The following is a 24,097-nucleotide window of genomic DNA, read 5'->3' as shown; positions in this document are numbered from 1 at the left end:
CAATAAATTGCGATATTCGCAGGTATGGATAAGTTAGCAATCGTTTCGAAAATTGAGATAGAGGTTAAATGCCTGTTTGAAGGTGAAGGTACGGGCCACGATTGGTATCATATTGATAGGGTACGCCACAATGCCTTAAAAATTGGCGAATTAGAGAATGCTGATTTATTTCTTGTAGAGCTTGGTGCTCTTTTGCATGATATTGCCGATCATAAATTTCATGGAAATGACTTAAGCGTTGGGCCTGCCCGTTCAAAAGAATTGATTTTAAAAAACGGAGGTGATGAAAATCTGGCTAATCGAGTTTCTAAAATAGTAAGTGAGATAAGTTATAAAGGGGCAGGAGTGGAGACTACTATATCCAGTTTGGAAGCTGCGGTGGTGCAAGATGCCGATAGATTAGATGCTATAGGTGCGATTGGTATAGCGCGGGCGTTTGCTTATGGCGGAAGTAAAAATCGTGAGATTTATAATCCTACAAAAAATCCGCATTTGCACGATACTTTTTTGGCTTACGCCGAAGATGATGGAGCAACGATCAACCATTTCTATGAAAAGTTATTGCTTCTAAAAGATAGAATGCAAACTGCGACCGGGAAAAAGATGTCTATAAAGAGACATTCTTTTATGGAAAAGTTTCTTGAGACCTTTTATGATGAATGGAATTTGGGAGAGTCAAGGTAGTTCGCTAATTTTTACGGTGAGAAGGTTTTTTTCTATTGACTCATTTGGAAAAATAGCCGATCCGAATACTCTTAAAAGCAATTTACCATGAATGCATTTTCTTGATAAATTTCAGAGCCACAGAATATAAAGCCACTAAGTCTTTGGAAGTAAATTTCTTGAGAATTTTGGGGCGTAAAAGTTCTTAACAGTTCCCCTTATTACGGTTTAGAATGGGTAGTTTTGTTGGTCAGCGACAGTGAAGATTACAAACGTAATATGCCTGTGCTTTCGAGTATTTTATATTCCTTTTTTTCATTACAAGCCCCATAGAAAGCATATATGTTCCTGATATTTGATACTGAAACTACCGGACTTCCAAAAGATTGGAATGCACCTTTAACAGATAGCGATAATTGGCCCAGACTGGTGCAGCTTGCCTGGCAGTTGCACGATGAACATGGAAGCTTGCTTTCTGCAAAAAATTACACCGTTAAGCCCGATGGTTTTACAATTCCATTTAATGCTGCAAAAATACATGGAATTACTACTGAACGCGCTCTTGAGGAGGGTACAGAGTTGGCAGAAGTACTTGCGCAATTTGAAGCAGATCGAGCAAAGGCGAAATATGCCGTTGGCCACAATATTGGTTTCGATATTAATATTGTAGGCGCAGAGAATCACCGCCTTGGTCAGGAATTTCTTGTAGCCAAAATGAAGGATTTGGATACCAAGGATTTATCCACCGAATTTTGCGCTCTTCCAGGCGGACGAGGTGGTAAGTTTAAGTGGCCTACTCTAACGGAGCTTCACCAAAAACTTTTCAGTAAACCATTTGCTGATGCACACGACGCGGCATACGATGTAGACGCCACAGCGCGTTGCTTTTTTGGTTTGCTCACACAGAGAGTATTTAAAGTAGAAGAGGCTAAAGATCTTGCAAAGCTTAAATACGAAGCACCACAACTTGCTGATGCCAATTTTGCAAAAGCAGACGATATAGCGCCTGAAACAACTACTGATCTTAAAAAGGTTTCTAAGAAGGATATTGGCGATTTAAAAGATTTGCCTTTTGCGCATTTGCATAATCATACCCAGTATTCCATTTTGCAATCTGCTTCTTCTGTGGCAGGATTGGTTAATAAAGCCAAAGAGCTGGGTATGCCCGCGGTTGCAATGAGCGATCACGGAAATATGATGGGAACATACCATTTTGTGCGCGACGCGCTCAAGGCGGATATTACACCGATCGTTGGATGTGAATTTAACGTCTGCGAAAATCATCTTGATAAATCAAAACAGGATAACGGTTTTCAAACCGTATTGCTCGCGAAAAACAAAAATGGCTATCACAACATTGCCAAGCTTTCTTCAACGGCATTTACAGATGGGTTTTACTACGTTCCACGGATTGATAAGAACCTTCTGACGCAATATAAGGAAGATGTAATTGCAACGACCGGTGGACTTTGGGGTGAAGTTCCATTTTTGATTTTGAACGTTGGCGAAACCCAGGCCGAGGAAGCATTTTTATGGTGGAAGCAAACCTACGGAGATGATTTTTATGTTGAGCTAAACCGTCATGGGATCCCCGAGGAAGATGTTGTAAACGAAACACTTCTGAAATTTGCTGAAAAGCATAATGTAAAATATTTTGCTGCCAACAATACCTATTATATTGATAAGGCCGACGCTAAAACGCACGATTTGTTGCTTTGTGTGCGCGATGCCGAATCAGTACACAAGCCAAAAAAATACATAGGCAAGCGCGGAAGAGAATATCGTTACGGTTTTCCGAATGATGAGTTTTATTTTAAGTCATCTGACGAGATGAAAAAGCTATTCGTTGATTTGCCTGAATCGATAGAAACGGTAGGTGAGATTATCGGAAAGATTGAGCGCTATGAGCTTGCACGTGAAGTGCTTCTTCCAAAATACGATATACCGGAAGAGTTTTTGGACGTGCAAGATGGCGAAGATGGCGGTAAACGTGGAGAAAATGCTTATTTGAGACATTTGACTTATGAAGGAGCCAAACTGCGATACCCAGAACTTACAGATGAGATCAGAGAAAGGCTTGATTTTGAGCTTCAGACCATAGCAAATTCCGGATATCCGGGTTACTTCCTCATCGTTCAGGATTTTTGTAATGTGGCACGTGAGCGAGGCGTTTCAGTAGGCCCCGGTCGTGGTTCTGCAGCTGGGTCGGCGGTGGCGTATTGCATTCGCATTACCAATGTTGACCCTATAAAGTATGATCTGCTTTTTGAGCGTTTCCTTAATCCGGATAGGGTATCGCTTCCCGATATTGATATTGATTTTGATGATGAAGGTCGACAAATTGTAATAGATTATGTAATAGATAAATACGGCTCTAATCAGGTTGCGCAGATCGTTACTTATGGCACTATGGCAGCCAAATCGTCTGTGCGTGATGCAGGAAGGGTTATGGATTTGCCATTGAGCGATACCGACCGCCTGGCGCGACTGGTACCCGCTACAAAGCTCAAAAAGCTTTTTGCCATGGACGATAAGACCATGAAGAGTAGTTTTCGCGATTCGGAGTATGCAGGAGCAGTAGAACTGAGAAAAATTGCGGAAGGAACCGGGCTCGAAGCCGAAGTAGTTAATCAGGCGCGAGCCATGGAAGGCTCTGTGCGCAATACCGGAATACACGCTTGTGGTGTCATTATTACTCCCGACGATATTACCAAATATGTGCCGGTTGCTACTGCTAAAGACAGCAACATGGTATGTACCCAGTTTGACAACTCGGTGGTAGAAGACGCAGGGCTGCTCAAAATGGACTTTCTGGGTTTGAAAACCCTTACTCTGATTAAAGATGCAGTGGCAATCGTTAAGGAGCGCTATGGAGTTGAAATAATTCCGGACGACATTGATCTCACCGACGAAAAGACTTATGCCCTTTTTCAGAGAGGTGAAACAACCGGTGTGTTTCAGTACGAATCTGCAGGAATGCAGGCTCACATGAAGGACTTGAAACCCACTACTTTTGATGACCTTATTGCCATGAATGCGCTCTACCGCCCAGGGCCAATGGAGTACATTCCCAGCTTTATCAAGCGAAAGCACGGGCATGAAGAGATAAGCTATGATCTGGATGCTTCTGAAGAATTTCTGAAAGAAACTTATGGAATAACCGTATATCAGGAGCAGGTAATGCTCTTGTCGCAAAAACTTGCCGGATTTACAAAAGGTGAAGCCGACGTTTTGCGTAAGGCAATGGGTAAAAAGATTTTGTCGTTGCTTGAAACACTGAAACCCAAGTTTCTGGATGGTTGCGAAGCCAACGGGCATGACCGTAAAATAGCCGAGAAAATCTGGAAAGACTGGGAAGCATTTGCATCCTACGCTTTCAATAAATCGCACAGTACCTGTTATGCGCTCGTGGCTTTCCATACCGCTTATTTAAAAGCCAATTACCCTGCTGCGTATATGGCCTCGGTATTGAGCAACAATATGAGCGATATTAAGCAGGTTACTTTCTTTATGGAAGAATGTCGCCGACTTGGTACACCGGTTTTGGGGCCTGATGTAAACGAGTCGAATTTGAAATTTACGGTCAATGATAAAGATGAAATACGGTTTGGACTTGGAGCGATAAAAGGAGTAGGAGAGAATGCAGTTAAATCTATTGTTGAAGAGCGAGAAGAAAATGGTTTTTATACCGATTTGTTTGATTTCGTAATCCGTACAGATAAGCGTCATGTGAATAAGCGCTGTCTTGAGGGGCTTGCTCTTGCCGGAGCTTTAGACAATTTTGAAGAAGTGCACAGGGCACAGTATTTTGCTACTATGCCAAACGGAAGTACATACGCTGAAACATTGGTGAAATTTGGAGGTGCTTTGCAAACGGCCAAAGATGCACCACCAGATCTTTTTGGGAATAGCGTGGCCGTAGAGGTTCAAAAACCCGAGCCACCCATTGTGCCAAAGTGGAGCAATATGGTGCAGCTCAATAAAGAAAAAGAAGTGGTTGGGATTTACATATCTGCACATCCACTCGACGATTTTAAAACTGAAATCGATCATTTTGCGAGAGGCGATATGCGCCACATGAAAAATCTGGAAGGAATTGCAAATGCCGATCTTTCACTGGCAGGTATGGTAACCAATGTGGAACACAGAATGACCAAGACCAATAAACCCTTTGGATCATTTGAATTTGAAGATTACTACGATGTGCACAAGTTCTTTATGTTTTCTGAAGATTACTTGAGAATGAAGCACTTTCTGGTTCAAGGGTCTTTCTTGTTCATTAAGGGAAAAGTTCAGGCGCGGCAGTGGAGCAAGACCGGCGAGCTTGAATTTAAGATTAATTCTATGGAATTGTTGTCTGATTTGCGCGAAAAACTAACTAAAAAAGTCATTCTCGAGCTTCGATTAGATGATTTAACGGAAGGTTTGCTTTCCAACTTAGAATCAGTAATCAGCAAAAAGCAAACTGGTGCAACCTATCCCATCGAGTTTAGAATTGTGGATCCCATTCGTAAATTATCCATCAAAATGCCGTCTCGATCTATGAAAATAGATTTGTCCAATGAAACCATAAAGGATTTAAATGCAATAAGAGATGTGAAATACAAGCTCAATGCGTAACTTTGCATTTCAATTTTGAATCGAATAACTTTCCCAGGTTAGAAATTCGGTAAAAAAGAAATGATAATTTAGCAAAACATTACAAAGCAAATAAAGATGGCATTAGAATTCACAGAAGCAAATTTCGACGAGTTGGCATTACAATCAGATAAGCCTGTATTAGTAGATTTTTGGGCAGAATGGTGTGGCCCATGTCGTATGGTAGGACCGATTGTAGAAGAGATTTCAAAAGATTATGAAGGCAAAGCAATAATCGGAAAAGTAAATGTTGATGAGAATCCCAGTATTTCTTCGAAATATGGAATTCGTAACATTCCCACAATTTTGTTCCTGAAAAATGGAGAAGTGGTGGATAAATCGGTAGGTGCGGTTCCCAAAAACATTCTTACAGATAAGCTTGACGCCCATATGTAATCTTAAAAAGATTTTATTAAAGTAAAAAAGGTGCCTTTTCGGGCACCTTTTTTTATGACTGGTTCATACCTACCACTACTCTTTCTCTTTTTTGTCGAGCATCAGAAATTGGTCTACTCTCACATCTGTCGAGTATCTCTTTACTCCGTCCTTATCCTCGTAACTGTTGTTAATCAGAGAGCCTTCTACCGCTACGTATCTTCCTTTTTTAAAGAGCGTTTCGGCGAGTTCGGCGGTTTTGTTCCAGACTACCAGATTGTGCCAATGTGTTTCTTCAACCTTTTTTCCGTCTTTGTCTTTGTAAGAGGCATCTGTAGCGATGCTTACTTTTACAAGTTTTCCGTTTTCGAAGTTTTTCACTTCAGGATCCATCCCCAGATGACCTATTAACTGTACTCTGTTTACTAAACTTTGCATGTCTTCTACTTTTAAATGCGATTGCTAATTTGATTATTCGCGTTCGCGGGTTTTTAATTTGATTTTTGGAGGCGTTTTATCAAAAACTGCCTGATTTTAATTCTTAATCTTCTTTCTTTCCAAGTAGGAGGAATTGATCGAGTTTTATTTCTGTCACGGTACGTTTTACGCCATCCTTATCTTCGTATGAGCGATTTACCAGTGTGCCTTCTACAGCCACCTGTTTGCCTTTCCTGAGCAGTTTTTCTCCGAGTTCGGCGGTTTTGTTCCAGGCTATCAGTGTGTGCCAATGCGTGTCTTCCACCTTTTTACCTTGCTTGTCTTTGTAAGATGCGTCGGTTGCGATTCTTGTGCGGAGCATTTTGCCGGTTTTGAAGTCTTTCACTTCAGGATCCATCCCCAGATGACCTATTAATTGAACTTTGTTTGCTAGTGTTTGCATGACTTCTACTTTTTTAGTGCGATTATGTGATTATTCGAATCACCTCGCGGTTTGAGATTTGGTTGATTTAAATTTGATTGGTTTGCGATTAATCGTCTTTTTTTCCGAGTAATAAAAAGTGTTCGAGTTTCACCTCAGTTGCGTATCGCTTTACACCTTCTTTGTCTTGATATGAGCGATTTACGAGCATTCCTTCTATGGCAACTTGCTTTCCTTTTTTGAAATATTGCTCACCGAGTTCTGCGATTTTATTCCAGCCTACGAGTGTATGCCAGTTTGTATCCTGCACTTTGTTTCCGTCTTTATCTTTGTAAGATGCGTCGGTAGCAATGCTTATGCGAAGCATTTTTCCATTTTCGAAGTTTTTTACTTCAGGATCCATTCCAAGGTATCCGATTAACTGTACTTTGTTTACGAGCGTTTGCATGTCTTCAACTTTTAAATGCGAGCGGCTTTTGTTTTGCTTTTCGCGGTTAGTGATTTATTGATTTTACTTTTTTGTTCCCGTCAGAACTTATTTGTTTCGATCGACAGGTCAAAGGTGCGGCACGAGTCTAATTTTATTCGGATGCCAAACGGTTACTTCCGTTTATATCCGGTTAGTTTCGTTTAGTTGCTTGAGTGACGGGAAATTTGTGAAAAATAAAATAGTGAAGTTTTTTTACTTTTCTTGAATGACCCAATATGTCGATCAACTTGAACTTAGATGTGCTGCTTTATTAGGCTGCGAATAGGACTGAGATAAACCAGTTAATTGAAACTCAGATGCCGTCAGGAAGCTTTCGCATAATTGCATAATACTTTTCATATTAAAAGTTTTTATTGGTTCAAAGAAGAGGTTTAACCTTGTTTGTAAACGAAGGTTAGGCGCGTTAAAGGTTGAGCTTATCGGGGATTTGAATCAATTGATCGGAATAAAGCTTTGTTTATCTGAATAAAACGTGTACTTTGTGAAATATTAACTATCAAAAACCCCTCAGCCATGAAAAATTTTTACAAACTTATTATTTCAATAATTTTTCTATTTGTATTTCCATCACTTTACGCACAAGATATCTACGAAGACTGGGTGAAATATGGTGGGACTCAAAATTATTTCCTAAGAAGCGCCACTAAAACAGATGCATCAGCTAACATCTATCAAGCGGGGGCAACGATCTCTGACAATGGGGACTATGACGTATTAATCACAAAATATGATCGTGGAGGAAATGAAATTTGGTCTGAAACTTATGATGCCAATGGCTATAATGATGTCGCAATTGATGTTTATATAGATCCAAGCAGCAACGTTTATATTGCGGGCACAACTTACAACCCCAATACAAGTGGTTATAGCTTGCTAATTTTAAAATATAATTCTACTGGAATTTTAATTTGGGATGAAGTATACAATTATTCAGGCTCCTTATATAATGTTGCTACATAGTGCTTTTTGTGAAGAAGAAACTTTATCTATTGAAGATATTGATAGTTCGGGTGAATCAAATTTATTTGATGGTTATCCAAACCCTTTCAACTCAACAGTTACCATAAGGGGTACTTTTGAAGGAATATTAACCTATTACATTTATGACATTTCCGGACGGCTTATTTTAACCAAAAATTTTAATTCAGATAAATCTTTTGATATTGATTTAAAATCAATTGAATCAGGAACATATATTCTTTTGATTGAAACCGATTTTGAAATCTCATCTTCTAAAATTATTAAACTATGATTTTGAGAATATTTTTATTAGTGAGCATATTTAATCTTTTCCCAATCATGGGCTTCAGCCAAGACCCGCATTGGGAACAAGTGGATTTTCCTTATCATTTGGAAAATTGGCGGCTAGGAGCATATAATGATAGCCTTACAGGTGATTATTACCTTTATGGAAAATACGAAAATCTGTCAGGAAGTAATTATTGCCGTTATAAGCTCACCAAATTCGATGGTGAAGTCTTTGATGAAATAGGGAACTTTAATGAAGTTATCAATGAAGTAGTTCGTTTTAATGAAAATATCTATGTGGGAGGAAGTTTTTCTTGCGTTGATAGTATGTGGAATATTCAGTATTTAGCCAAATATGAAAATGAAATCTGGCAACCGGTGGCCGAATTGAACGGAAGTGTTACGGCACTTATTACCGATGACACTTATTTGTATGTCGCTGGTTCTTTTACGGAAATTAATGGTTTACCTATTGCTAATATGGCACGATATGATGGCGAGAATTGGGAGCCGGTTGGCGGAAATGCACTAGGCGATAATACGTGGATATGGTCATTGTGTTTTTTTCAAGGAGAGCTATACGCAGCCGGAGACTTAGATTTAGACAATGCACCTGATACTGAAGGGTTGAGAGTGTTGCGAAATAATGAATGGGTATTAGTTGATGAGTTAAACTTAATAGGTCATGCGCGAGTGGTCGAAATGGTTGTTTGGCAAGAGAAATTATATTTAGCAGGAAGATTTTTCTTCTATAACAACCCGCTACATACGTCTTTAATTGTCTGGGATGGAATAGAGTTTTCCGCACCCTATCCAAAATTTTATGATATATATCACAATATAGGTTACGGGTCACAAGTTCGAAGACTCATAGCCACAAATGATTATTTATATGTTGCGGGAAGCTTGGAATACATAGGTGATCAGGAAGTAAATCAACTTGCCGCATATAATGGTGAAACATGGTGTGCAATGTTTACGGAGGGTTTAGAATATGCCATTCAGGCAATTTTTGAGATTGACAATGAACTTTATGCCTATCTTTATTTGAATCCATACTCCAATACAATTTACCCATCTGCAATGTTTAAATGGATAGGAGGAAATGATTACGAAAATTGTCAAACATATACCGGCGTAAATGAAGTAAGTACGAAAAATCTGAATATTTATCCAATTCCGGCTGTGAGCATAGTTACTGTAAGTGGTGACTTTATAGGAAAAATAGTCTATTCTCTCTTTAACTCCCAGGGGAAAATGGTAGATCAAAAGGAAATGCCTGTAGATGGCAGTTTCAAAATTGATTGTTCCAAGTTTTCTTCCGGAACCTATTTCTTACAAGTTCTCAACAGAGAACGATTTTACAAAACGAAGATCATTATCCTATGAGAAAGATCATACTATTAAGTCTGTTATTTTTTCCTGTTCTGGTTTTTTCTCAAACCAATCAGTGGTGGGAGCATACCAATATTCAGACATTTATTAATCTGTCGAATAATGTTTCTCTTTATAGTTTACCATCAGCTACTGATACTGTAAATGATGTACAATACGTTGTGGGAGTTAGTACTCCTAACTGGGGAGATGTGTTTTATGAGTTTAACGGAGAATTCTGGCTCGCTCGCGGGTTCTATTTTGGCGATATTTTTGATATGTGTTATTATAAGGGATATGTTTATGCGGCTAGCAGTGGCTTTAATTATTCAGACTCCGTTTATACATTCTCTTCCGGCACATTATCGCGATTTGATGGCGAGATTTGGGAAAATATTCCAAATGTAGACGGAGCAGTACGTGGATTAGAGGTAATAGATGACACCTTATATGTTGGCGGAGAATTTACAACTAACGGATTTTTTGACTCTCCGAACGTTGCTAAATTTGATGGAGAAAATTGGCATCCTGTAGCTAACAATCCTTTTGTTGATAGGCCAAACTACGCTTATATCAGCTGTTTTGCAAAGTACAATGGAGAAATTTATATGGGTGGGTTATCGCCGGATGTGAACGATCCTGAACTATTTGTCTATCGTGACAACGAGTGGCAGGAAGTAGGTGAAGGAATACCCGGATTACATACTAAAATTAACTTTCTTGAAGTCTATCAAGGAGAGCTTTATGCAGCTGGAGTAATATGGCAATCGGAAGGAAATGCCGCAAATGCCATTCAAAAATGGGATGGTGAATCGTGGTCATCCGTCGGCGTCGGGTTGAACACCACATTCTTGTACATAATGAGAAAATTTCAGGATGGACTATACGTAGGTGGTCCTTTTAATAGTGCGGGAAGCACTCAACTTGATGGCGTGGCGCGCTGGGATGGTTCGAAATGGTGCGGTTTGCGTACTTACCGCCCTGGACAAATAGTGTCGGGAATGTTTGAGTTCAATAACAGCCTCTACATGCCTCTTTTCTACTCAGAAATAGATCCTTTTTTCTCATCAGATTACGAAATTTATAAATGGATTGGTGGCGATGATTATAATCCCTGTTCAGCCCCTACTGCGGTGGAAGAAAGCAATATAAAATCTTTCTCCATTTTCCCAAATCCAACAACCGGATTCGTAAAGGTTGAATCCATTCATAAAATTGAATCTATTGAAGTTTACAATATCAGAGGACAACGGATTTTAAAGAAGAACTCTAACAATCAAGATATATCATTTGATCTTTCGGAATTTCCGTCAGGCATATATCTTTTTAAAATTAACTACGGAGAATCTTACGAATATCGCAAAATAGTTAAGCATTAAAACTATGCTTAATAAACCATACTACTGTTATTTTTTGTGGCTAAAAAAATTGCGACATAATTCCGTAATTTGAAGTCGTAAAGCCATCGGTAATGAGAAATAAAGTATTTGCCTTATTCGCTATTTTAGTTTCAATTATTCTTTATAGCTGCGCTGGCGGTGGTGAGAATAACAAGAATTCTAATGTTAAACTGTCGCCTGATTTTGATTTAGATCAATACACCAAAGCAGGTAAGCAATACGCAGATTCTGCACAGAAAATGCTTGGTATGAATTTAAAAATGGCTCTTGCCGAAGGTGGCGCAATCGGTGCGCTGAACTTTTGCAGCATACGTGCTATTTCCATTACGGATAGTGCTGCGAAGATGATGAACGTTGATTTGCAACGAGTAAGTGATAAGCCACGAAACCCCATGAATACTGCGGATATTGAAGAACTTAAAATGATTGGAGCAATGAAGAATATGCACGATAGTGGAAAATCTATAGACCCAATAATGGTACGTAAGGGTAACGGCGCTATTGGCTATTATCCAATAATTATTCAGCCTTTTTGTTTGCAATGCCACGGCATTCCCGGAAGGGAAATAAACCCTGAAACGGCCGCTGTGATAGCACAGCTATACCCGGTAGATAAAGCGATCGGCTACGAAGATGGCGACTTACGCGGAATGTGGAAAGTGACGATGAGTGAAAACTAAAACTTTGCTTAGGTTGTAGAGTAGTCTTTTAGCAGCAAGCGGTATTCATTGAGTATATCGGTTTTGCTCACAAAGCCCAAGAAGTGATCATTTACATCTACAACCGGTAGCTGCCAAACATCAGATTCATCGAGCATTTTCATTACAATAAGAATATTTTCTGATGGTTTAACCTTGTAGGAAGGATTTGAAGTTACATCGGCAATGCGTAATTCTTCTACCTCTTTTTCATTACTTAAAAAAGGCAATAAATTTTCTCGTGAAATGGTTCCCCAGTATGTTCCATCTTCTTTTAATACTGCAATAAAATTTTCTGTACTGTTTCTAAATTTGGCGAGCAGTGTTCTTCCCTCAGCATGTATAGTAATACTAAAGTTCTTGTTGCGCACGCAATCGTCTATATTTATGCGCATCAGTAGGTTGCGATCATGCTTTGAGGTAAATATTTTACCCTCATCGGCTAGTCTTTTCAAGTCGGGATTAATTGATGAAAACGATTTATTGATCAGAAATGACATAACCGAGACAATCATTAGCGGGATGAATAAATCGTATCCCGAGCTTGATTCTGCAATGAGGAATATAGCAGTTAGCGGAGCGTAAAGTGCCCCTGCCATTACTCCGGCCATTCCTACCAGCATTAAATTGGTGATGGGTACATTTTCAAAGCCGAGAAAAGAAAGGGTATATCCAAACCAAAAGCCCAAAAGGCCTCCGGCAATAAGCGACGGAGCAAAGTTTCCACCGTTTCCCCCCGAGTGCAGAGTTACACTTGTGGCTATGGCCTTAAACATTACTGCGAGCGCTAGAAAAACTACAACCGCAATTTCGGGAGAAGTAAAATACCGGAATAAACTTTCGTGAACCAGGTGATCTACCTGTCCAAATTCCAAAAGACGAATGCTGCTGTAACCCTCTCCGAAAAGCGGCGGGAAAACGATGCAGAGCACCGAAAGTATTGAGCCGCCAATTAGGGCTTTCACCATAAAATTCTGCTTCATGGTGTGAAAAAATCCGTGAATCCATTGGCTTACAAGCAAAAAATAGCGCGCGTAGAGTCCGGTAAGAATTCCCAGCCCGATGTAGAATAGAATGTTGTAATAATCAAACGAATCGCGTGCCTGAAATCCAAAGAGCACATCTTCATTGAGAATGATTTTGGAGAGTAAGCTTCCGCAAATAGCGGCGATAACGAGTGGTATAAAATCAGTGAAAACAAGCCCTACGAGTAGCAATTCAAAGGCAAACATTACGCCTGCAATCGGCGCATTAAAAGCGGCGGCTATACCAGCAGAAGCGCCGGCAGCGAGCAGTAGCGTACGTTCTTTATAATCAAGACGGTATCGTTTAGAATAATTAGAACCAATAGCAGATCCGGTAACTGCAATAGGGCTCTCTAAACCTGCCGAACCACCAAAACCAATGGTAATTGCGCTCTGAATCATTTCAGAATACATTCGCCTCGCGCCCACATGACTATTGTTTTTTGCAATGTCGTTTAGAATAATGGGTATGCCTTTTTCTTCGTTAACTTGACCTTTAAAAAAGAACTTTGCAACAAATGCTGTTAGGGTTATCCCGATAATCGGGAGCAAGGCATAAACCCACAAGCGCTCTTCGAAGTGGAGATCTTGCTCAATGAACGTATGGATTTTGTGAACGACCGTTTTTAGAAGTACGCCTGCCAACCCTGCAGTTAATCCCACCAGAATACCAGATAACACAAGGAACTGCGAGCGCGAAAAATGACTTTTCAGCCAAAAAACAAGTATCTCTGCGAGGTTAAACTTGTTAAAGTTATATTCCTGAAAAGCTTTCTTGTACTTTAGAAAGTTTACATAGAGCCTCTTGAGTCTGAATTTCATTAAAAGATTATAGCTTTTATAGAATGCGTGTGCAAATGTAATTTAGAAAACGGCCTTCTCAAATATTTAAAGGAATGAGTTTTATTAACTCCGTTTAGTCCAATTCTCAAAAGTTATTTTCGGGTTTCTGATTATCTCATATCCCTTTAGTTAGCCTAAAATTTTCGCGAAAGCGCGATTTAACGCTTCATTATGTGATTAATACTTCTTTTGGTACTATTTTTGACTTTTCGCGTAAATCAAATTACCATCCATATTATGAATAAAGTCATTCTCATTTTTCTCGGTTTATTTGCTGTTTCTCAAATCTCTTGTGCGCAAGCTCAATCGTCTGAAACCAAGCCGCAAGAAGCTCGATCACAGAATGCTAAACCCAATATAGTCTATATTCTTGCAGATGATTTGGGCTATGGTGATTTGAGCAGCTACGGTCAAAAAAAGTTTAACACACCCAATATTGATGCGCTGGCTGAAAAGGGAATTAAATTTACGCAGCATTATTCGGGAAGCACTGTTTGCGCACCTTCGCGCTCGGCGCTTATCACGGGTTTGCATACAGGTCATACCACAGTGCGTGGAAATGAGGAAATACAACCTGAGGGTCAGTATCCCATCAACGACTCTGACTTTACGATTGCCGAATTGCTCAAAGAAGCCGGCTATACTACAGGTGCTTTTGGAAAGTGGGGATTGGGGCCGGTGGGCTCGAGTGGCGATCCGATAAATCAGGGATTTGATGTTTTTTACGGATACAACTGCCAGCGTATGAGCCACAGCTATTACCCGTTTCATTTGTGGGATAATGATCAAAAAGTAGTGTTGGATGAAAACAGCGGCAGTGGCGAGGGAGTTTACGCCCCGAATCTTATTCACCAGAAAGCACTTGCATTTATTGATGCGAATAAGGACAAGCCGTTTTTCCTTTTCTATCCTTCTACAATACCACATGCCGAGCTTGCAGCGCCTGAAGAATACATTGCGAAATACCGTGAAAAGTTTGCGCCCGATAAAGCCTATTTTGGAGTTGACGAAGGTCCGCGATACAAAATGGGTGGTTATTCTTCTCAACCCGAAACCCATGCCACTTTTGCTGCAATGGTTACGCTGCTTGATGATGAGGTAGGAGAGATTGTTGCAAAACTCGAAGAATTGGGAATTGCCAACAACACATTAATTATTTTCACTTCAGATAACGGCCCGCACAAGGAGGGTGGCGCTGACCCTGATTTTTTTAATAGCAACGGCCCTTTAAAAGGCTATAAAAGAGATTTATACGAAGGCGGATTACGTGTGCCCATGGTTGCCCGATGGGACGGTGTGATTAAGCCCAGTACTGAAACTGATCATATTTCGGCCTTTTGGGATTTAATGCCCACTTTTGCAGATATTGCAAATGTAGATGCCCCCGAAACTACCGACGGAATTTCATTTTTGAATGCCTTAAAGGGACAACCCCAAGATGAACATGCATTTTTATATTGGGAGTTTCCAGAGCGAGGTGGAAGTCAGGCAGTGCGCATGGGCAAATGGAAAGGGGTCCGATCGGGTGTAAACAGAGGTTTTGATTCGCCAATTGAATTGTATGATTTGAGTACAGATTTAGGAGAGAAGAAGAATATTGCAAATCAAAATCAGGCAATTGTTGATTCAATAGTCACAATTATGCAAAATGCGCATATGGAATCTGCTGTTTTTCCATTTAAGTTTGAACAAAAGGAGTAGTTTAATACAGTGAAAAATCAGTCAGGGGTCGATAAAAGAATAGGGTATTCCGGTAGGCCTATTCTCAGTTTAGAAAAGTAACTTTGTACCATGTCAGATTATTCACCGAGCCATGAGCGCGCCAATATAGCAACCCATATCATTGGTTTTGTACTTGGAATCGTAGCAATTCCTTTTTTGATTTACCACGCCGTCGATTCTGATTTTTCAAATCAAGTTACAGTGATTGGGCTTCTTATTTATGGTGTGAGTTTTTTAATGGTCTTTGGGTTTTCATCCTTATATCATTATCACCGAGAGCCTAAGCGCCGCCATTTGATGAAAATCTGGGATCATATAAGTATCTACTATTTAATTGCGGGAACTTATACGCCGTTTATTTTGGCTTACGCCAATAAAGCAGATGTTCAACTAATGCTTCTTGTTTTGTGGACACTTGCGCTGGCGGGAACGATCTTTAAATTCTTTTTCGCGGGAAAATTCCGAGTGGTTTCTACAGCCATCTATTTAGCAATGGGCTGGATGATAGTGGGAGCACCTGATTCTTTTAAAGATACCATGACCGATAATAGCGTTTTTTGGATTGGCGTAGGCGGAGTATTCTATACGCTTGGAGTAGTATTTTATTTGGTTAAAAAAATTCCTTATCACCACGCTATCTGGCATGTATTTGTGCTGGGTGGAGCGGTGAGCCATCTTATTGGAGTTTGGGGGATTTATCAATAACTTTTTCGGACAGTTCTTTTTGCTGCCGGTCATAAATTAACTTTTAGACCCAAAACAGCTCTTGCTTGAAGGATTGATGAAATGGATTTATGTCCTTCGTTTTTGATCCTTAAGCTCACTTTTATTTCTTCATAGTTCAGGTAAATTCCAGATGAAATACGTTTGGAAAGCTTTTTATCTTTCACGAGCCAAATCGCTTCTATTTCTGAATGCTCTGTTTCTTCACGAACCAAAATAAAACCATCAAAATCGCTCCACGAATAAGATTTTGTGAGATACATAAAAACTGGATTTCCGAAACTTATTCCTTCTTCATAAAGGGATATGATTTTACAATGGCTAAAAAAGAGGAAAAGCAAAATGGTTTGGATAGAGACCAAACTAATGGCGGCTATTAGAATTGTTACCAAATCTGGTTTGAAGTTACTTCCTATCCAAAGTAAAAGTAATAATGCAAGTGATGCGATAGCAATATTTAAAAAAATAAGAATACCATAAGGTCCTGATTTTTTAAATTTTGATTTTAGAAGGATCATTTTTAAATGGAATGAATATGTATTCATTCTTCAATCGACTTTTAAGAAGGAATGTCAACACCTGAAAGAGGAAAATCGAAAACTTCCTCAAAGGATTACCAATCTAGATTACGAATCGAAATCGCGACTAACCAGACCAAAATTCGCTTTGGATAAGACTTTAAGCCCTTGTTGGTGTAATCAATAGCTCATTCACATTCACACTCTCGGGCTGACTTAGGGCATAGAGAATTCCATCAGCTATTTCTTCCGGTTTGAGTTTTGCTTCATTATCGTCCCAATCCTGGTTTTTCTCAAATTCCTTATCAGAAATATCGCCTCTCAAATCTGTATCAACCGTGCCAGGCTCGATACAGGTTACACGAATGTTGTATTCTGATGATACTTCAAGACGCATAGCTCTTGACAATGCGATTATTGCTGCTTTAGAAGCACTATATACCGCGCCTCCCTTATAAAACTCTTTTCCGTCTATAGATGCAATATTCACTATGTGACCATCTTTTCGGTCGATCATTCCGGGTAAAACTGCTTGCATGCAACGTAAAACGCCTTTTACATTTACATCAATTGTTTTTAGCCATTCTTCCAAATGTTCATTTTTAAGGTAGGTAAGAGGCATTACGCCTGCATTGTTAACAAGGATGTCAACTTTTCCAAATTCGTTGTTTATTTTCTCAAATGCCTTAGAAACACTTTCTGAATCAGTCACATCCAGTTCAACTACCATGGTTTCCCCCTTAAGCCCGGCTTTTATTACTTTCAGTTTATCTAGACTTCTGCTTGCCAGCACAACACGGCATCCTTTTTCTGAAAGCTTTTTAACAATTGCTTTTCCTATTCCGCTGCTTGCGCCTGTTACTACTGCTACTTTATTTTCTAATTGCATAGTTTCGGTTTTGAATTGAACAAATGAAATTCAAGGATTTGAGTTGGAAATCCACTCAAACAAATTGATTTCTCTAAATCCAACCGACCAAAGCTATATTTTGTTTAGTTTGTTGATAATCAGACCAAACTTAAATGCCTATGAAGCCAGTGTTAAACAGGTATGAATTACATGTTTTTATTGAACCACCCGAATCGTAGAGTACCCCAAACTGCTTTTTTCCAATTGAATCTGGGTAGTAATTCGCTCTTTAAGCGCACCCACATGCGAGATTATTCCCACAGATTTATTGCCTTCATTTTGCATTTTTTCGAGAATGGTAATGGCCTGATCGAGGGTTTCGGGATCGAGCGTTCCAAAACCTTCGTCGATAAACAAAGATTCAATTTTTACATTTCGCGAGGCGATATCAGAGAGCGCAAAAGCCATGGCCAAACTCACCAAAAATGTTTCACCGCCCGATAGGGTGCGCACCGAGCGGCGTGCATTTCCCATGTACTTGTCAAACACTTTTAGGGTGTCGCTTTTGTCAGCTTCATCAGCAGTTGGGATGTCTAATAAATACCTGTCGCTGAATTCCTCCAAGCGTTTATTTGCAAATCCTATTAACTGCTCAAGCGTTAAGTCCTGTACAAAGTTTGAGAACTTATTTCCGTTGGAGTCACCGATTAAATCGTTCATCGTTTTCCACAAAGCAAGGTCTTTTTTTAATCGGTTCAATTCATCCAAAACGGTTTGTTGACGCTGTCGGGTTTTTTGATCATCATCCAGACTTTGGGTTATTTTTCCAATGTTCAGCGAGAGATTATTCCATGCCGTTTCAGCGTCTTTAAATAATTCATTCAAAGCTTCATCACTTAGTATATCATCATCTTTTTGCAGAAGATCATCAAGTGTTTTTTTAAGATTTTTCTCTTGTTCAGACAGGCGAGCCTTCCCATCTTCTAATTGCGCATTTCTCTTGCGGTATTTGTCTGCCTCTTCTTCCGGTAGAATGCCTTTTTGCAACTGCTCTATGGTTTCTAAATTCTCTTTTACCAGAATTTCATCTATTTTTTTGAGGCTCTCCGATTTTTGAGTTTGTGACGATTTTAGCTTTTCGCCGAGTTCGTGTAGTTGTTTTTTAGTGGATAAAATACTGGTCGCCGTGCGGGTAAGGTCTGTCGTTAATCGATTGGTAACTTGACTGATATCCGTTCCCGAATACAGCTTTTCCCGTTTCTCTTTCACTTCACGATATTTCTGTAGCGTAAAATCCCAGTTTTTTAAGCTTTCTGTCATGTCACCAATAAGAGATTTGGTTTGAAAAGCCTGCTTCGTATTTTCCAGACTTTTCTGCGAGTTTATTAACTGTGATCGCCTATTCTGCAAATCATCTAAAGATTCTTTAAAATCCCATTTCAACCCTTTCGCAAGGTTTTCCATAATTTCCAGATTTGCTTTCTCTTCTTTTGCCACCCCTTGCATTTCCGATTCAATCCGCGCGATTTCCTCCACAAGAAACTTATTTTTTTCGGTTATCCGAATGCGCAAATCACTCTTGGTTTTTAGCAAATCTCGCTTGTCTTTTAGGAGCTCTTCTTTTGTATCAAACTTTGGATTTTCTAAAGCATACGGATGTTCCAGAGATCCGCACAACGGGCAGGGTTCATCGGGTTTTAATTCGGCGCGGTGATCTTCCAGACTTTGATGTTTCCGTTGGTGCTCAACAGTTTTCGCTAAATGCGCTATTTCTTTTTCAACAACTAAAATCTCCTTTTCCAGTTCCGGCACTTTCTTCAAATCAGTGTCTAAAGTTTCCTGGCCTGATTTTAAGCGTGCACTGTGCGTTTGTATCGCTTTCTGTAAGCGTATTTCCTCTTGTTTTTTGGTAAGTAGATCTCGAGATTTTTCGGTTGCGACTTTGAGCTCTTCCGATTTTTGATTTAAGTCTTCAAGCGATGTCAATCCCGAAGTTTCTATGCGCGCATTAACTTGATGCACTAAGTCTTCAACTTCCGTTGCTAATAGGGCAGGGGTTTCGGCTTCCGCCAATGGGTATCCGGAATCATTGATTTTTCGGATTTGTGTCTTAACCTGATTTTGGTACAAAACGGCTTCTCCTTGCTTGGCTTTTTCCTGCGATTGTAAGCCGGAAATCGTATCTCTAAATCCTTCTAGTTTTTCATGAGCCGAATCAATATCTATTCTTGTAGCGAGGAGTTTTGATGCTTTTTCAATCAAGGAAATTTGCTTCGTTTCCTCTTCTGATTTTGTCTTATTGATGCTTTCTAGCTCTTCCTTCGTTCTATTTAAATCTTTTAAAATCGAATTGTGATCACGCAGATCGTCACTGTATTTTACAAGCTTTTCATGTCTATCAAGTTTTTCTTTTTGAGGTTTGAAATTTGCATAAAGTTCTTTAAGCTTTATCTGATTTATCTCTAATTGTTTTTGTTCTTCTTTCTTGTTAGTGAGTTCTTTCCGTGTGGCGATTTTCGCTAAATACTCCTGATGTGATTTTTGAACTTCTGGTTTTAAATCGGTTAGTGTTTTTAATTCAGATTTTTTCTGGTCAACTATTTCAGGAGTGAGTAATTCAATGCTTTCAAGGCCGGCTTCTTTTAATTCCACCTTCTTTTTGAGGCCGGCATATCGCATAAATACCGCTCTTCCAATTTCACGATAAGATCTTGCTCCTGTTATGTCTTCCAAAAGTTTATTGCGCTCGTTTCGCGGCGCCTGAAGCAGCTTGCTAAACTCTCCCTGCGAAAGCACCATAGCCTTCACAAATTGGTCATAGCTCAAGCCAATTATTTCCTCGTTTTTGTCAGGAGTTTTTGTGCCGGTGTCTATAATGGTTCCGGTGGCCACTTCTACAATCTCTTGTTTGCGCGCATTTAAATTGTTGTTCCGGTTGCGCTCTATCGACCAATGACTGCGGTAGTCTTTTCCTTTTACCCGGTATTCCACCTCGGCAAAACAGCTCTTCATATTGCGCGTCATTATGCCACCATCATCTTCCAAAACAGTGTTGGAAATGCTTTTATCTACGCGCGCTATTCGGTTGTAAATCGCCAATGTAATCACGTCAAGCAGCGTCGATTTTCCAGAGCCTGTTGGGCCAATTATGGCAAATAAACCGGCTTCACCCAATATGCCATCTCCAAAATCAATTTCGTGGGCACCTTTGAGAGAGTGAATGTTTTCAAAACGTATTTTTCTAATCTGCATGGGTTTAAAGATTCAGTTCTTGCAATATTTCCCGAAAGGCAAGCTTTAACTCATCGGTATTTTCCAAACCGCTTTGCAGTTCGAGCTTCTTCTCAAACATCTGCATGGGGGTTACGTCAGCCACATCAGTTCCTACCGCAAAGGCATCTGAGGCACCGCGGATTTTACTCTTAAAATTGAGACGCGACTTCACAATTTCAAGATGCGCATTGGGCTGCGAATTAATCAGTTCTTCAAAAGTCTGACGTCTTTCGATGCTTTCAACTTCTTCGTTTACCATAATTTCAGCCAAAGACTTTAAGGTGGTTTCCTCGGAGTATTCTTCCAATTTACCAACTACCTCTTGCAAGTTTCCTTCAAAAGTGATGAGATTTCGGTGTTTTGGAATAGGGACAATTTCAACATCTGTAATCGCTTGATCTTTAATCGTAATAACATTGATTTGCTTATGATCTTTCCTTTCTGAAAAACTAAGCGGAATAGGAGATCCGCAATAGTGAATTTTCTGCGTTTGCGAAATAAGCTGCGGTTTGTGAATATGGCCTAGGGCAACATAATCCGGAATTTCTTCAAACATATACGCCTCAACTCCAGCCTGATTTCCAATTTGAATATCACGTTCGCTATCAGACATGGTACTTCCCTGAACATATAAATGACCCATTACGATAAACGGTTCGCCTGAAAAATGCTCTTGGTAATAACGATTGATGTTTGAAAAATAGGTTTCCAGTCCAGATTTAATCTGTTCGATTTTGGTTGCGTAGGTTTCGCCCGCCACCGATTTGCGGATATCGCGATCTTTCAAAAATGGGACAGCGGCTACGACCAGCTTCTCCCCATTTTTATCAATCTCCACAAACATTTCACTCACATTATCGGTAGCTCCGCCTATCACCGTAATGTCAAATGACCTGAGCAATTCTTTCGGCGCATTTAGCACTGCCGCAGAATCGTGATTTCCACCGGTAAGAATTATTTTGCAATCCAGGTTGATTAGATTTTTCAATAAATCATAATACTGTTTGTAAGCTGCTTGAGATGGATTGGCCTGATCAAAAATATCGCCGGAAATAAGGAGTACATCAATGTTTGCCGATTTGATGTAATTGATCATCCATTCAAAAAACAAGTCTAAATCTGGACTTAGATCATATTTGTGTAGCTGCTTTCCGATATGCCAATCGGAGGTGTGGAGTATTTTCATTGGTGAGAATTAGTTAGAGCTGTAAATTTATAATAATACGGTGGTCGGTCTTTAGCATTTGTCCCACTGTGCTGTATTTATTTGCCAAAATGACGCGATCAAAAGGATCAATAGATTCATTAAACTGACCCTGATGTCAAAATTATATTGCATCACTACATCTTTGTAGCTATCAGTATCTGCCTCATAGTACATAGTGCGCTTTGTGAAAAGTCATTCCATCGTTTTCACTTATTTCTATAGAATCTGACTTCTTCATTTTAATTGTACCAATAGAGAAAAATCGGCTGTTGAAATGAAAAGCCGAGCAATTTTTACAATATTTCTAAGAGCGTAAGCTGTTGAAATTTGATCACACTAAATAGGTTGTAATTTGTTCTACCCCGCGCTTTGAATTTTGGTATTCATAAGCTCAACGTTAAAGTTCACTTTTGCTTTCAATGCTCCAAAGACTTTCAATATAGTTTCCATTGTCACGTTTGTGGTATTGTTTTCCAACTTCGAAATTTGCGCACGTTGCACACCAATTAATTTCCCCAAATCTGTTTGGGTCATTTTTCTCTCAAGTCGAACTTTACGAATCATTTCGCCCACAACCACAAGCTGTAATTCTTGTTCATATTGTATTCTTTTTTCGGTTCCAATTTCGCCAATAAATTCATCCTTAATTTGGTCAAAAGTGAACATTTCTAATTCATTATTTTGTGGTGCCATTTTTATTTTTGTTTTTAAGTTCAAAGTATCTCAATCTGATTCGCTCTGCTTTATCAATCTCTTTTTGGGGAGTTTTGTCCGATTTTTTAATAATCCCGTGCGTTGCCAGAACTAACGTTTGCACCTTGTCTTCTTTGTCCCAAAAAGCAAAAATTCTGTAATGAGTCTTGTTATACAACGTTCTGAACTCCCAGATTGCACCTATAAGTTTTTTAAACAGCTCTTTGTCATTCTTAATTTTTGCCTTGTCAATATTGAAGATTACTTTGTGACGACTTTTTTCATCTAATTTCAAAAGAAATTCTTTAGCTTCAGTCAAAAATATTACTTCAAATTTATTCATTCGTAATCATTGAATGTTTCCATGCGAAGATACACGGATTATATTAGAAATGGGAAAATTTAGGAGTTTTCTTTGTTGCAGATAATTTTTGTTCTATTTCTGTCAACAGTCGGTTAAACGAAGCGGATTTTATCAAAAAAAAATTGTTATTGAAGCTGTTTTAATAGACTTTCCCGAAGATTGGCAGCCTACGTTTATGACGGATTGGAGCGGTGGTTTTTGGAAACGGATTGAAAAAAAGTATAGCCACTTAGAATGGATAATGTAAAGAAACTGCCGACACCTTAAAACCACACATGCTTTCAAACCGCACAGGCCGACCCAAAAGTCGAAAATTGCAAAAGAATATGACTTTGCCAATGCTATTAGCACCTCGGAAAAATCTATCCTTGATTTTAGAAGCTAATCACCAACTACTAATGAGCTCCGAAGAAATCATTTTAATGGATACCACATCTGAAATAATTCCAAAATTAATTCGAATTAAACCTGATCCCTTTAAAATTTAATAATCATGTTTCCTTTCGGATCATTATTCAGCCGAAGAGATGGCTTGATGCGGTTGTGATAAATTTCCAAGTACTTTAACCGATCCATTTGCTCAACGATTGAGGGAATGGTTTCTATTTCATTTCCATTTAAGTATAAAGCTTCTAATGTTTTAAGCTTAGAAATATCAATCGGAATTTCTTTCAATGCATCATTTTCTAAATGGAGTGCTCTTAAATTGGGGAGTTTGCTAAGGGTATTTAATGTCTTAGGTAGATTCATGTTTTTTTCATCATTCAAATAAAGCTCTTCCAAATTTTTAAGTTTGAAAAAGTTTTCGGGTAATTCAGTAAAGTCATTGCCACTCAAATCTAAGATTCTAAGACTTTCTAATTCTAAAATCTCTTTAGGGAGCTCATCAAAATGGTCATTCTTTAAACTTAAATATTGCAGATTGACGAATTTTTTGAAAAGAACAGGTGAAAAATCTAACTCTTGATTGCTTAGATCTAAACGAAGAACCTTTTCGGGAAATTTTAAGGCTTCTTGTAAGTTGTCGTATTGAAATTTGTACTGGGTGCTGTCCTGGGCCCAATTGAAATTCGTAAATCCAAATATGAGGCTAATCAAGACTATTATTTTACTTTTCATATTAGTACTATTTAT

Annotated in this window: 21 protein-coding genes; 10 read left to right on the top strand and 11 right to left on the bottom strand. The window is 39.2% G+C overall.

From position 1 onward, the window contains the following. Positions 1 to 24: 24 nt before the first annotated feature. From G3O08_RS16370 to trxA, 3 genes are all read left to right on the top strand, one after another. Positions 25 to 684, top strand: a complete 660-nt coding sequence (locus tag G3O08_RS16370; RefSeq protein ID WP_163286526.1) for an HD domain-containing protein — start codon at positions 25 to 27, stop codon at positions 682 to 684. A 321-nt stretch (positions 685 to 1,005) separates the two neighbouring features. Then, complete coding sequence (gene dnaE, locus G3O08_RS16365) at positions 1,006 to 5,283, top strand: DNA polymerase III subunit alpha (protein ID WP_163286524.1); 4,278 nt, start codon at positions 1,006 to 1,008, stop codon at positions 5,281 to 5,283. A gap of 96 nt (positions 5,284 to 5,379) precedes the next feature. Next, a complete protein-coding gene (gene trxA / locus G3O08_RS16360; RefSeq protein ID WP_163286522.1) occupies positions 5,380 to 5,697 on the top strand; it encodes a thioredoxin in 318 nt (105 codons plus the stop codon). Between the two features lie 75 nt (positions 5,698 to 5,772). Here the strand turns inward: trxA and G3O08_RS16355 are convergent, their stop codons facing one another. The 3 genes from G3O08_RS16355 to G3O08_RS16345 all read right to left on the bottom strand — a co-directional run bounded on the left by G3O08_RS16355 (position 5,773) and on the right by G3O08_RS16345 (position 6,983). After that, entirely contained in the window at positions 5,773 to 6,114 is a 342-nt protein-coding gene (locus G3O08_RS16355; protein WP_163286520.1) for a single-stranded DNA-binding protein, read from the bottom strand. A 103-nt stretch (positions 6,115 to 6,217) separates the two neighbouring features. Then, on the bottom strand, positions 6,218 to 6,556 hold the full coding sequence (locus tag G3O08_RS16350) for a single-stranded DNA-binding protein (protein ID WP_163286518.1): 339 nt from the start codon (positions 6,554 to 6,556) through the stop codon (positions 6,218 to 6,220). A gap of 88 nt (positions 6,557 to 6,644) precedes the next feature. Continuing rightward, complete coding sequence (locus G3O08_RS16345; RefSeq protein WP_163286516.1) at positions 6,645 to 6,983, bottom strand: single-stranded DNA-binding protein; 339 nt, start codon at positions 6,981 to 6,983, stop codon at positions 6,645 to 6,647. Positions 6,984 to 7,538: 555 nt separating this feature from the next. Here G3O08_RS16345 and G3O08_RS16340 point away from each other — a divergent pair. From G3O08_RS16340 to G3O08_RS16320, 5 genes are all read left to right on the top strand, one after another. Beyond that, complete coding sequence (locus G3O08_RS16340; RefSeq protein WP_163286514.1) at positions 7,539 to 7,985, top strand: hypothetical protein; 447 nt, start codon at positions 7,539 to 7,541, stop codon at positions 7,983 to 7,985. Further along, positions 7,972 to 8,277 (top strand): T9SS type A sorting domain-containing protein, encoded by a 306-nt coding sequence (locus tag G3O08_RS16335; RefSeq protein WP_163286512.1) that lies wholly within the window; start codon positions 7,972 to 7,974, stop codon positions 8,275 to 8,277. The genes G3O08_RS16340 and G3O08_RS16335 overlap by 14 nt, the downstream gene beginning before the upstream one ends. After that, on the top strand, positions 8,274 to 9,662 hold the full coding sequence (locus G3O08_RS16330; protein ID WP_163286510.1) for a T9SS type A sorting domain-containing protein: 1,389 nt from the start codon (positions 8,274 to 8,276) through the stop codon (positions 9,660 to 9,662). The genes G3O08_RS16335 and G3O08_RS16330 overlap by 4 nt, the downstream gene beginning before the upstream one ends. After that, positions 9,659 to 11,026 (top strand): T9SS type A sorting domain-containing protein, encoded by a 1,368-nt coding sequence (locus tag G3O08_RS16325; RefSeq protein ID WP_163286508.1) that lies wholly within the window; start codon positions 9,659 to 9,661, stop codon positions 11,024 to 11,026. Before G3O08_RS16330 ends, G3O08_RS16325 begins: the two co-directional genes overlap by 4 nt. A gap of 92 nt (positions 11,027 to 11,118) precedes the next feature. Continuing rightward, positions 11,119 to 11,727, top strand: a complete 609-nt coding sequence (locus G3O08_RS16320) for a Tll0287-like domain-containing protein (RefSeq protein WP_163286506.1) — start codon at positions 11,119 to 11,121, stop codon at positions 11,725 to 11,727. Positions 11,728 to 11,735: 8 nt separating this feature from the next. Here the strand turns inward: G3O08_RS16320 and G3O08_RS16315 are convergent, their stop codons facing one another. Then, on the bottom strand, positions 11,736 to 13,592 hold the full coding sequence (locus G3O08_RS16315) for a chloride channel protein (protein WP_163286504.1): 1,857 nt from the start codon (positions 13,590 to 13,592) through the stop codon (positions 11,736 to 11,738). 258 nt (positions 13,593 to 13,850) lie between these two features. On the opposite strand from G3O08_RS16315, the gene G3O08_RS16310 reads away from it, so the two are divergent. After that, entirely contained in the window at positions 13,851 to 15,314 is a 1,464-nt protein-coding gene (locus G3O08_RS16310) for an arylsulfatase (protein ID WP_163286503.1), read from the top strand. A 90-nt stretch (positions 15,315 to 15,404) separates the two neighbouring features. After that, positions 15,405 to 16,040 carry a PAQR family membrane homeostasis protein TrhA gene (trhA, locus tag G3O08_RS16305; protein ID WP_163286501.1) on the top strand — a complete coding sequence of 212 codons (636 nt, stop codon included), beginning with the start codon at positions 15,405 to 15,407 and terminating at the stop codon, positions 16,038 to 16,040. Between the two features lie 29 nt (positions 16,041 to 16,069). On the opposite strand, the gene G3O08_RS16300 is transcribed toward trhA, so the two are convergent. From G3O08_RS16300 to G3O08_RS16270, 7 genes are all read right to left on the bottom strand, one after another. Further along, positions 16,070 to 16,603 carry a hypothetical protein gene (locus tag G3O08_RS16300; RefSeq protein WP_163286499.1) on the bottom strand — a complete coding sequence of 178 codons (534 nt, stop codon included), beginning with the start codon at positions 16,601 to 16,603 and terminating at the stop codon, positions 16,070 to 16,072. Between the two features lie 133 nt (positions 16,604 to 16,736). Next, positions 16,737 to 17,465: an SDR family oxidoreductase gene (locus G3O08_RS16295; RefSeq protein ID WP_163286497.1), complete on the bottom strand. Its 729-nt coding sequence runs from the start codon at positions 17,463 to 17,465 to the stop codon at positions 16,737 to 16,739. A gap of 177 nt (positions 17,466 to 17,642) precedes the next feature. Continuing rightward, positions 17,643 to 20,678, bottom strand: coding sequence for an AAA family ATPase (locus tag G3O08_RS16290; protein ID WP_163286495.1), 3,036 nt, complete (start codon positions 20,676 to 20,678; stop codon positions 17,643 to 17,645). 4 nt (positions 20,679 to 20,682) lie between these two features. Then, positions 20,683 to 21,885, bottom strand: a complete 1,203-nt coding sequence (gene sbcD, locus G3O08_RS16285) for an exonuclease subunit SbcD (RefSeq protein WP_163286493.1) — start codon at positions 21,883 to 21,885, stop codon at positions 20,683 to 20,685. A 378-nt stretch (positions 21,886 to 22,263) separates the two neighbouring features. Continuing rightward, complete coding sequence (locus G3O08_RS16280) at positions 22,264 to 22,623, bottom strand: helix-turn-helix domain-containing protein (RefSeq protein WP_394352327.1); 360 nt, start codon at positions 22,621 to 22,623, stop codon at positions 22,264 to 22,266. After that, positions 22,583 to 22,942, bottom strand: coding sequence for a type II toxin-antitoxin system RelE/ParE family toxin (locus tag G3O08_RS16275; protein WP_163286491.1), 360 nt, complete (start codon positions 22,940 to 22,942; stop codon positions 22,583 to 22,585). The genes G3O08_RS16280 and G3O08_RS16275 overlap by 41 nt, the downstream gene beginning before the upstream one ends. Positions 22,943 to 23,440: 498 nt before the next feature. Continuing rightward, positions 23,441 to 24,082 (bottom strand): leucine-rich repeat domain-containing protein, encoded by a 642-nt coding sequence (locus G3O08_RS16270; RefSeq protein WP_163286489.1) that lies wholly within the window; start codon positions 24,080 to 24,082, stop codon positions 23,441 to 23,443. Positions 24,083 to 24,097: the final 15 nt, after the last annotated feature.

It is taken from the genome of Cryomorpha ignava (genome assembly GCF_010686655.1).
Classification (GTDB): Bacteria; Bacteroidota; Bacteroidia; order Flavobacteriales_D; family Cryomorphaceae; genus Cryomorpha; species Cryomorpha ignava.
Note: the sequence above shows the minus strand (reverse complement) of the source record. Positions and strands in the feature narration are given on the sequence as shown.

Coding starts and splice junctions, on each gene's coding strand:
- G3O08_RS16370 (WP_163286526.1), top strand. CDS start 25: ATGGATAAGTTAGCAATCGTTTCGAAAATTGAGATAGAGGTTAAATGC.
- dnaE (WP_163286524.1), top strand. CDS start 1,006: ATGTTCCTGATATTTGATACTGAAACTACCGGACTTCCAAAAGATTGG.
- trxA (WP_163286522.1), top strand. CDS start 5,380: ATGGCATTAGAATTCACAGAAGCAAATTTCGACGAGTTGGCATTACAA.
- G3O08_RS16355 (WP_163286520.1), bottom strand. CDS start 6,114: ATGCAAAGTTTAGTAAACAGAGTACAGTTAATAGGTCATCTGGGGATG.
- G3O08_RS16350 (WP_163286518.1), bottom strand. CDS start 6,556: ATGCAAACACTAGCAAACAAAGTTCAATTAATAGGTCATCTGGGGATG.
- G3O08_RS16345 (WP_163286516.1), bottom strand. CDS start 6,983: ATGCAAACGCTCGTAAACAAAGTACAGTTAATCGGATACCTTGGAATG.
- G3O08_RS16340 (WP_163286514.1), top strand. CDS start 7,539: ATGAAAAATTTTTACAAACTTATTATTTCAATAATTTTTCTATTTGTA.
- G3O08_RS16335 (WP_163286512.1), top strand. CDS start 7,972: ATGTTGCTACATAGTGCTTTTTGTGAAGAAGAAACTTTATCTATTGAA.
- G3O08_RS16330 (WP_163286510.1), top strand. CDS start 8,274: ATGATTTTGAGAATATTTTTATTAGTGAGCATATTTAATCTTTTCCCA.
- G3O08_RS16325 (WP_163286508.1), top strand. CDS start 9,659: ATGAGAAAGATCATACTATTAAGTCTGTTATTTTTTCCTGTTCTGGTT.
- G3O08_RS16320 (WP_163286506.1), top strand. CDS start 11,119: ATGAGAAATAAAGTATTTGCCTTATTCGCTATTTTAGTTTCAATTATT.
- G3O08_RS16315 (WP_163286504.1), bottom strand. CDS start 13,592: ATGAAATTCAGACTCAAGAGGCTCTATGTAAACTTTCTAAAGTACAAG.
- G3O08_RS16310 (WP_163286503.1), top strand. CDS start 13,851: ATGAATAAAGTCATTCTCATTTTTCTCGGTTTATTTGCTGTTTCTCAA.
- trhA (WP_163286501.1), top strand. CDS start 15,405: ATGTCAGATTATTCACCGAGCCATGAGCGCGCCAATATAGCAACCCAT.
- G3O08_RS16300 (WP_163286499.1), bottom strand. CDS start 16,603: ATGAATACATATTCATTCCATTTAAAAATGATCCTTCTAAAATCAAAA.
- G3O08_RS16295 (WP_163286497.1), bottom strand. CDS start 17,465: ATGCAATTAGAAAATAAAGTAGCAGTAGTAACAGGCGCAAGCAGCGGA.
- G3O08_RS16290 (WP_163286495.1), bottom strand. CDS start 20,678: ATGCAGATTAGAAAAATACGTTTTGAAAACATTCACTCTCTCAAAGGT.
- sbcD (WP_163286493.1), bottom strand. CDS start 21,885: ATGAAAATACTCCACACCTCCGATTGGCATATCGGAAAGCAGCTACAC.
- G3O08_RS16275 (WP_163286491.1), bottom strand. CDS start 22,942: ATGAATAAATTTGAAGTAATATTTTTGACTGAAGCTAAAGAATTTCTT.
- G3O08_RS16270 (WP_163286489.1), bottom strand. CDS start 24,082: ATGAAAAGTAAAATAATAGTCTTGATTAGCCTCATATTTGGATTTACG.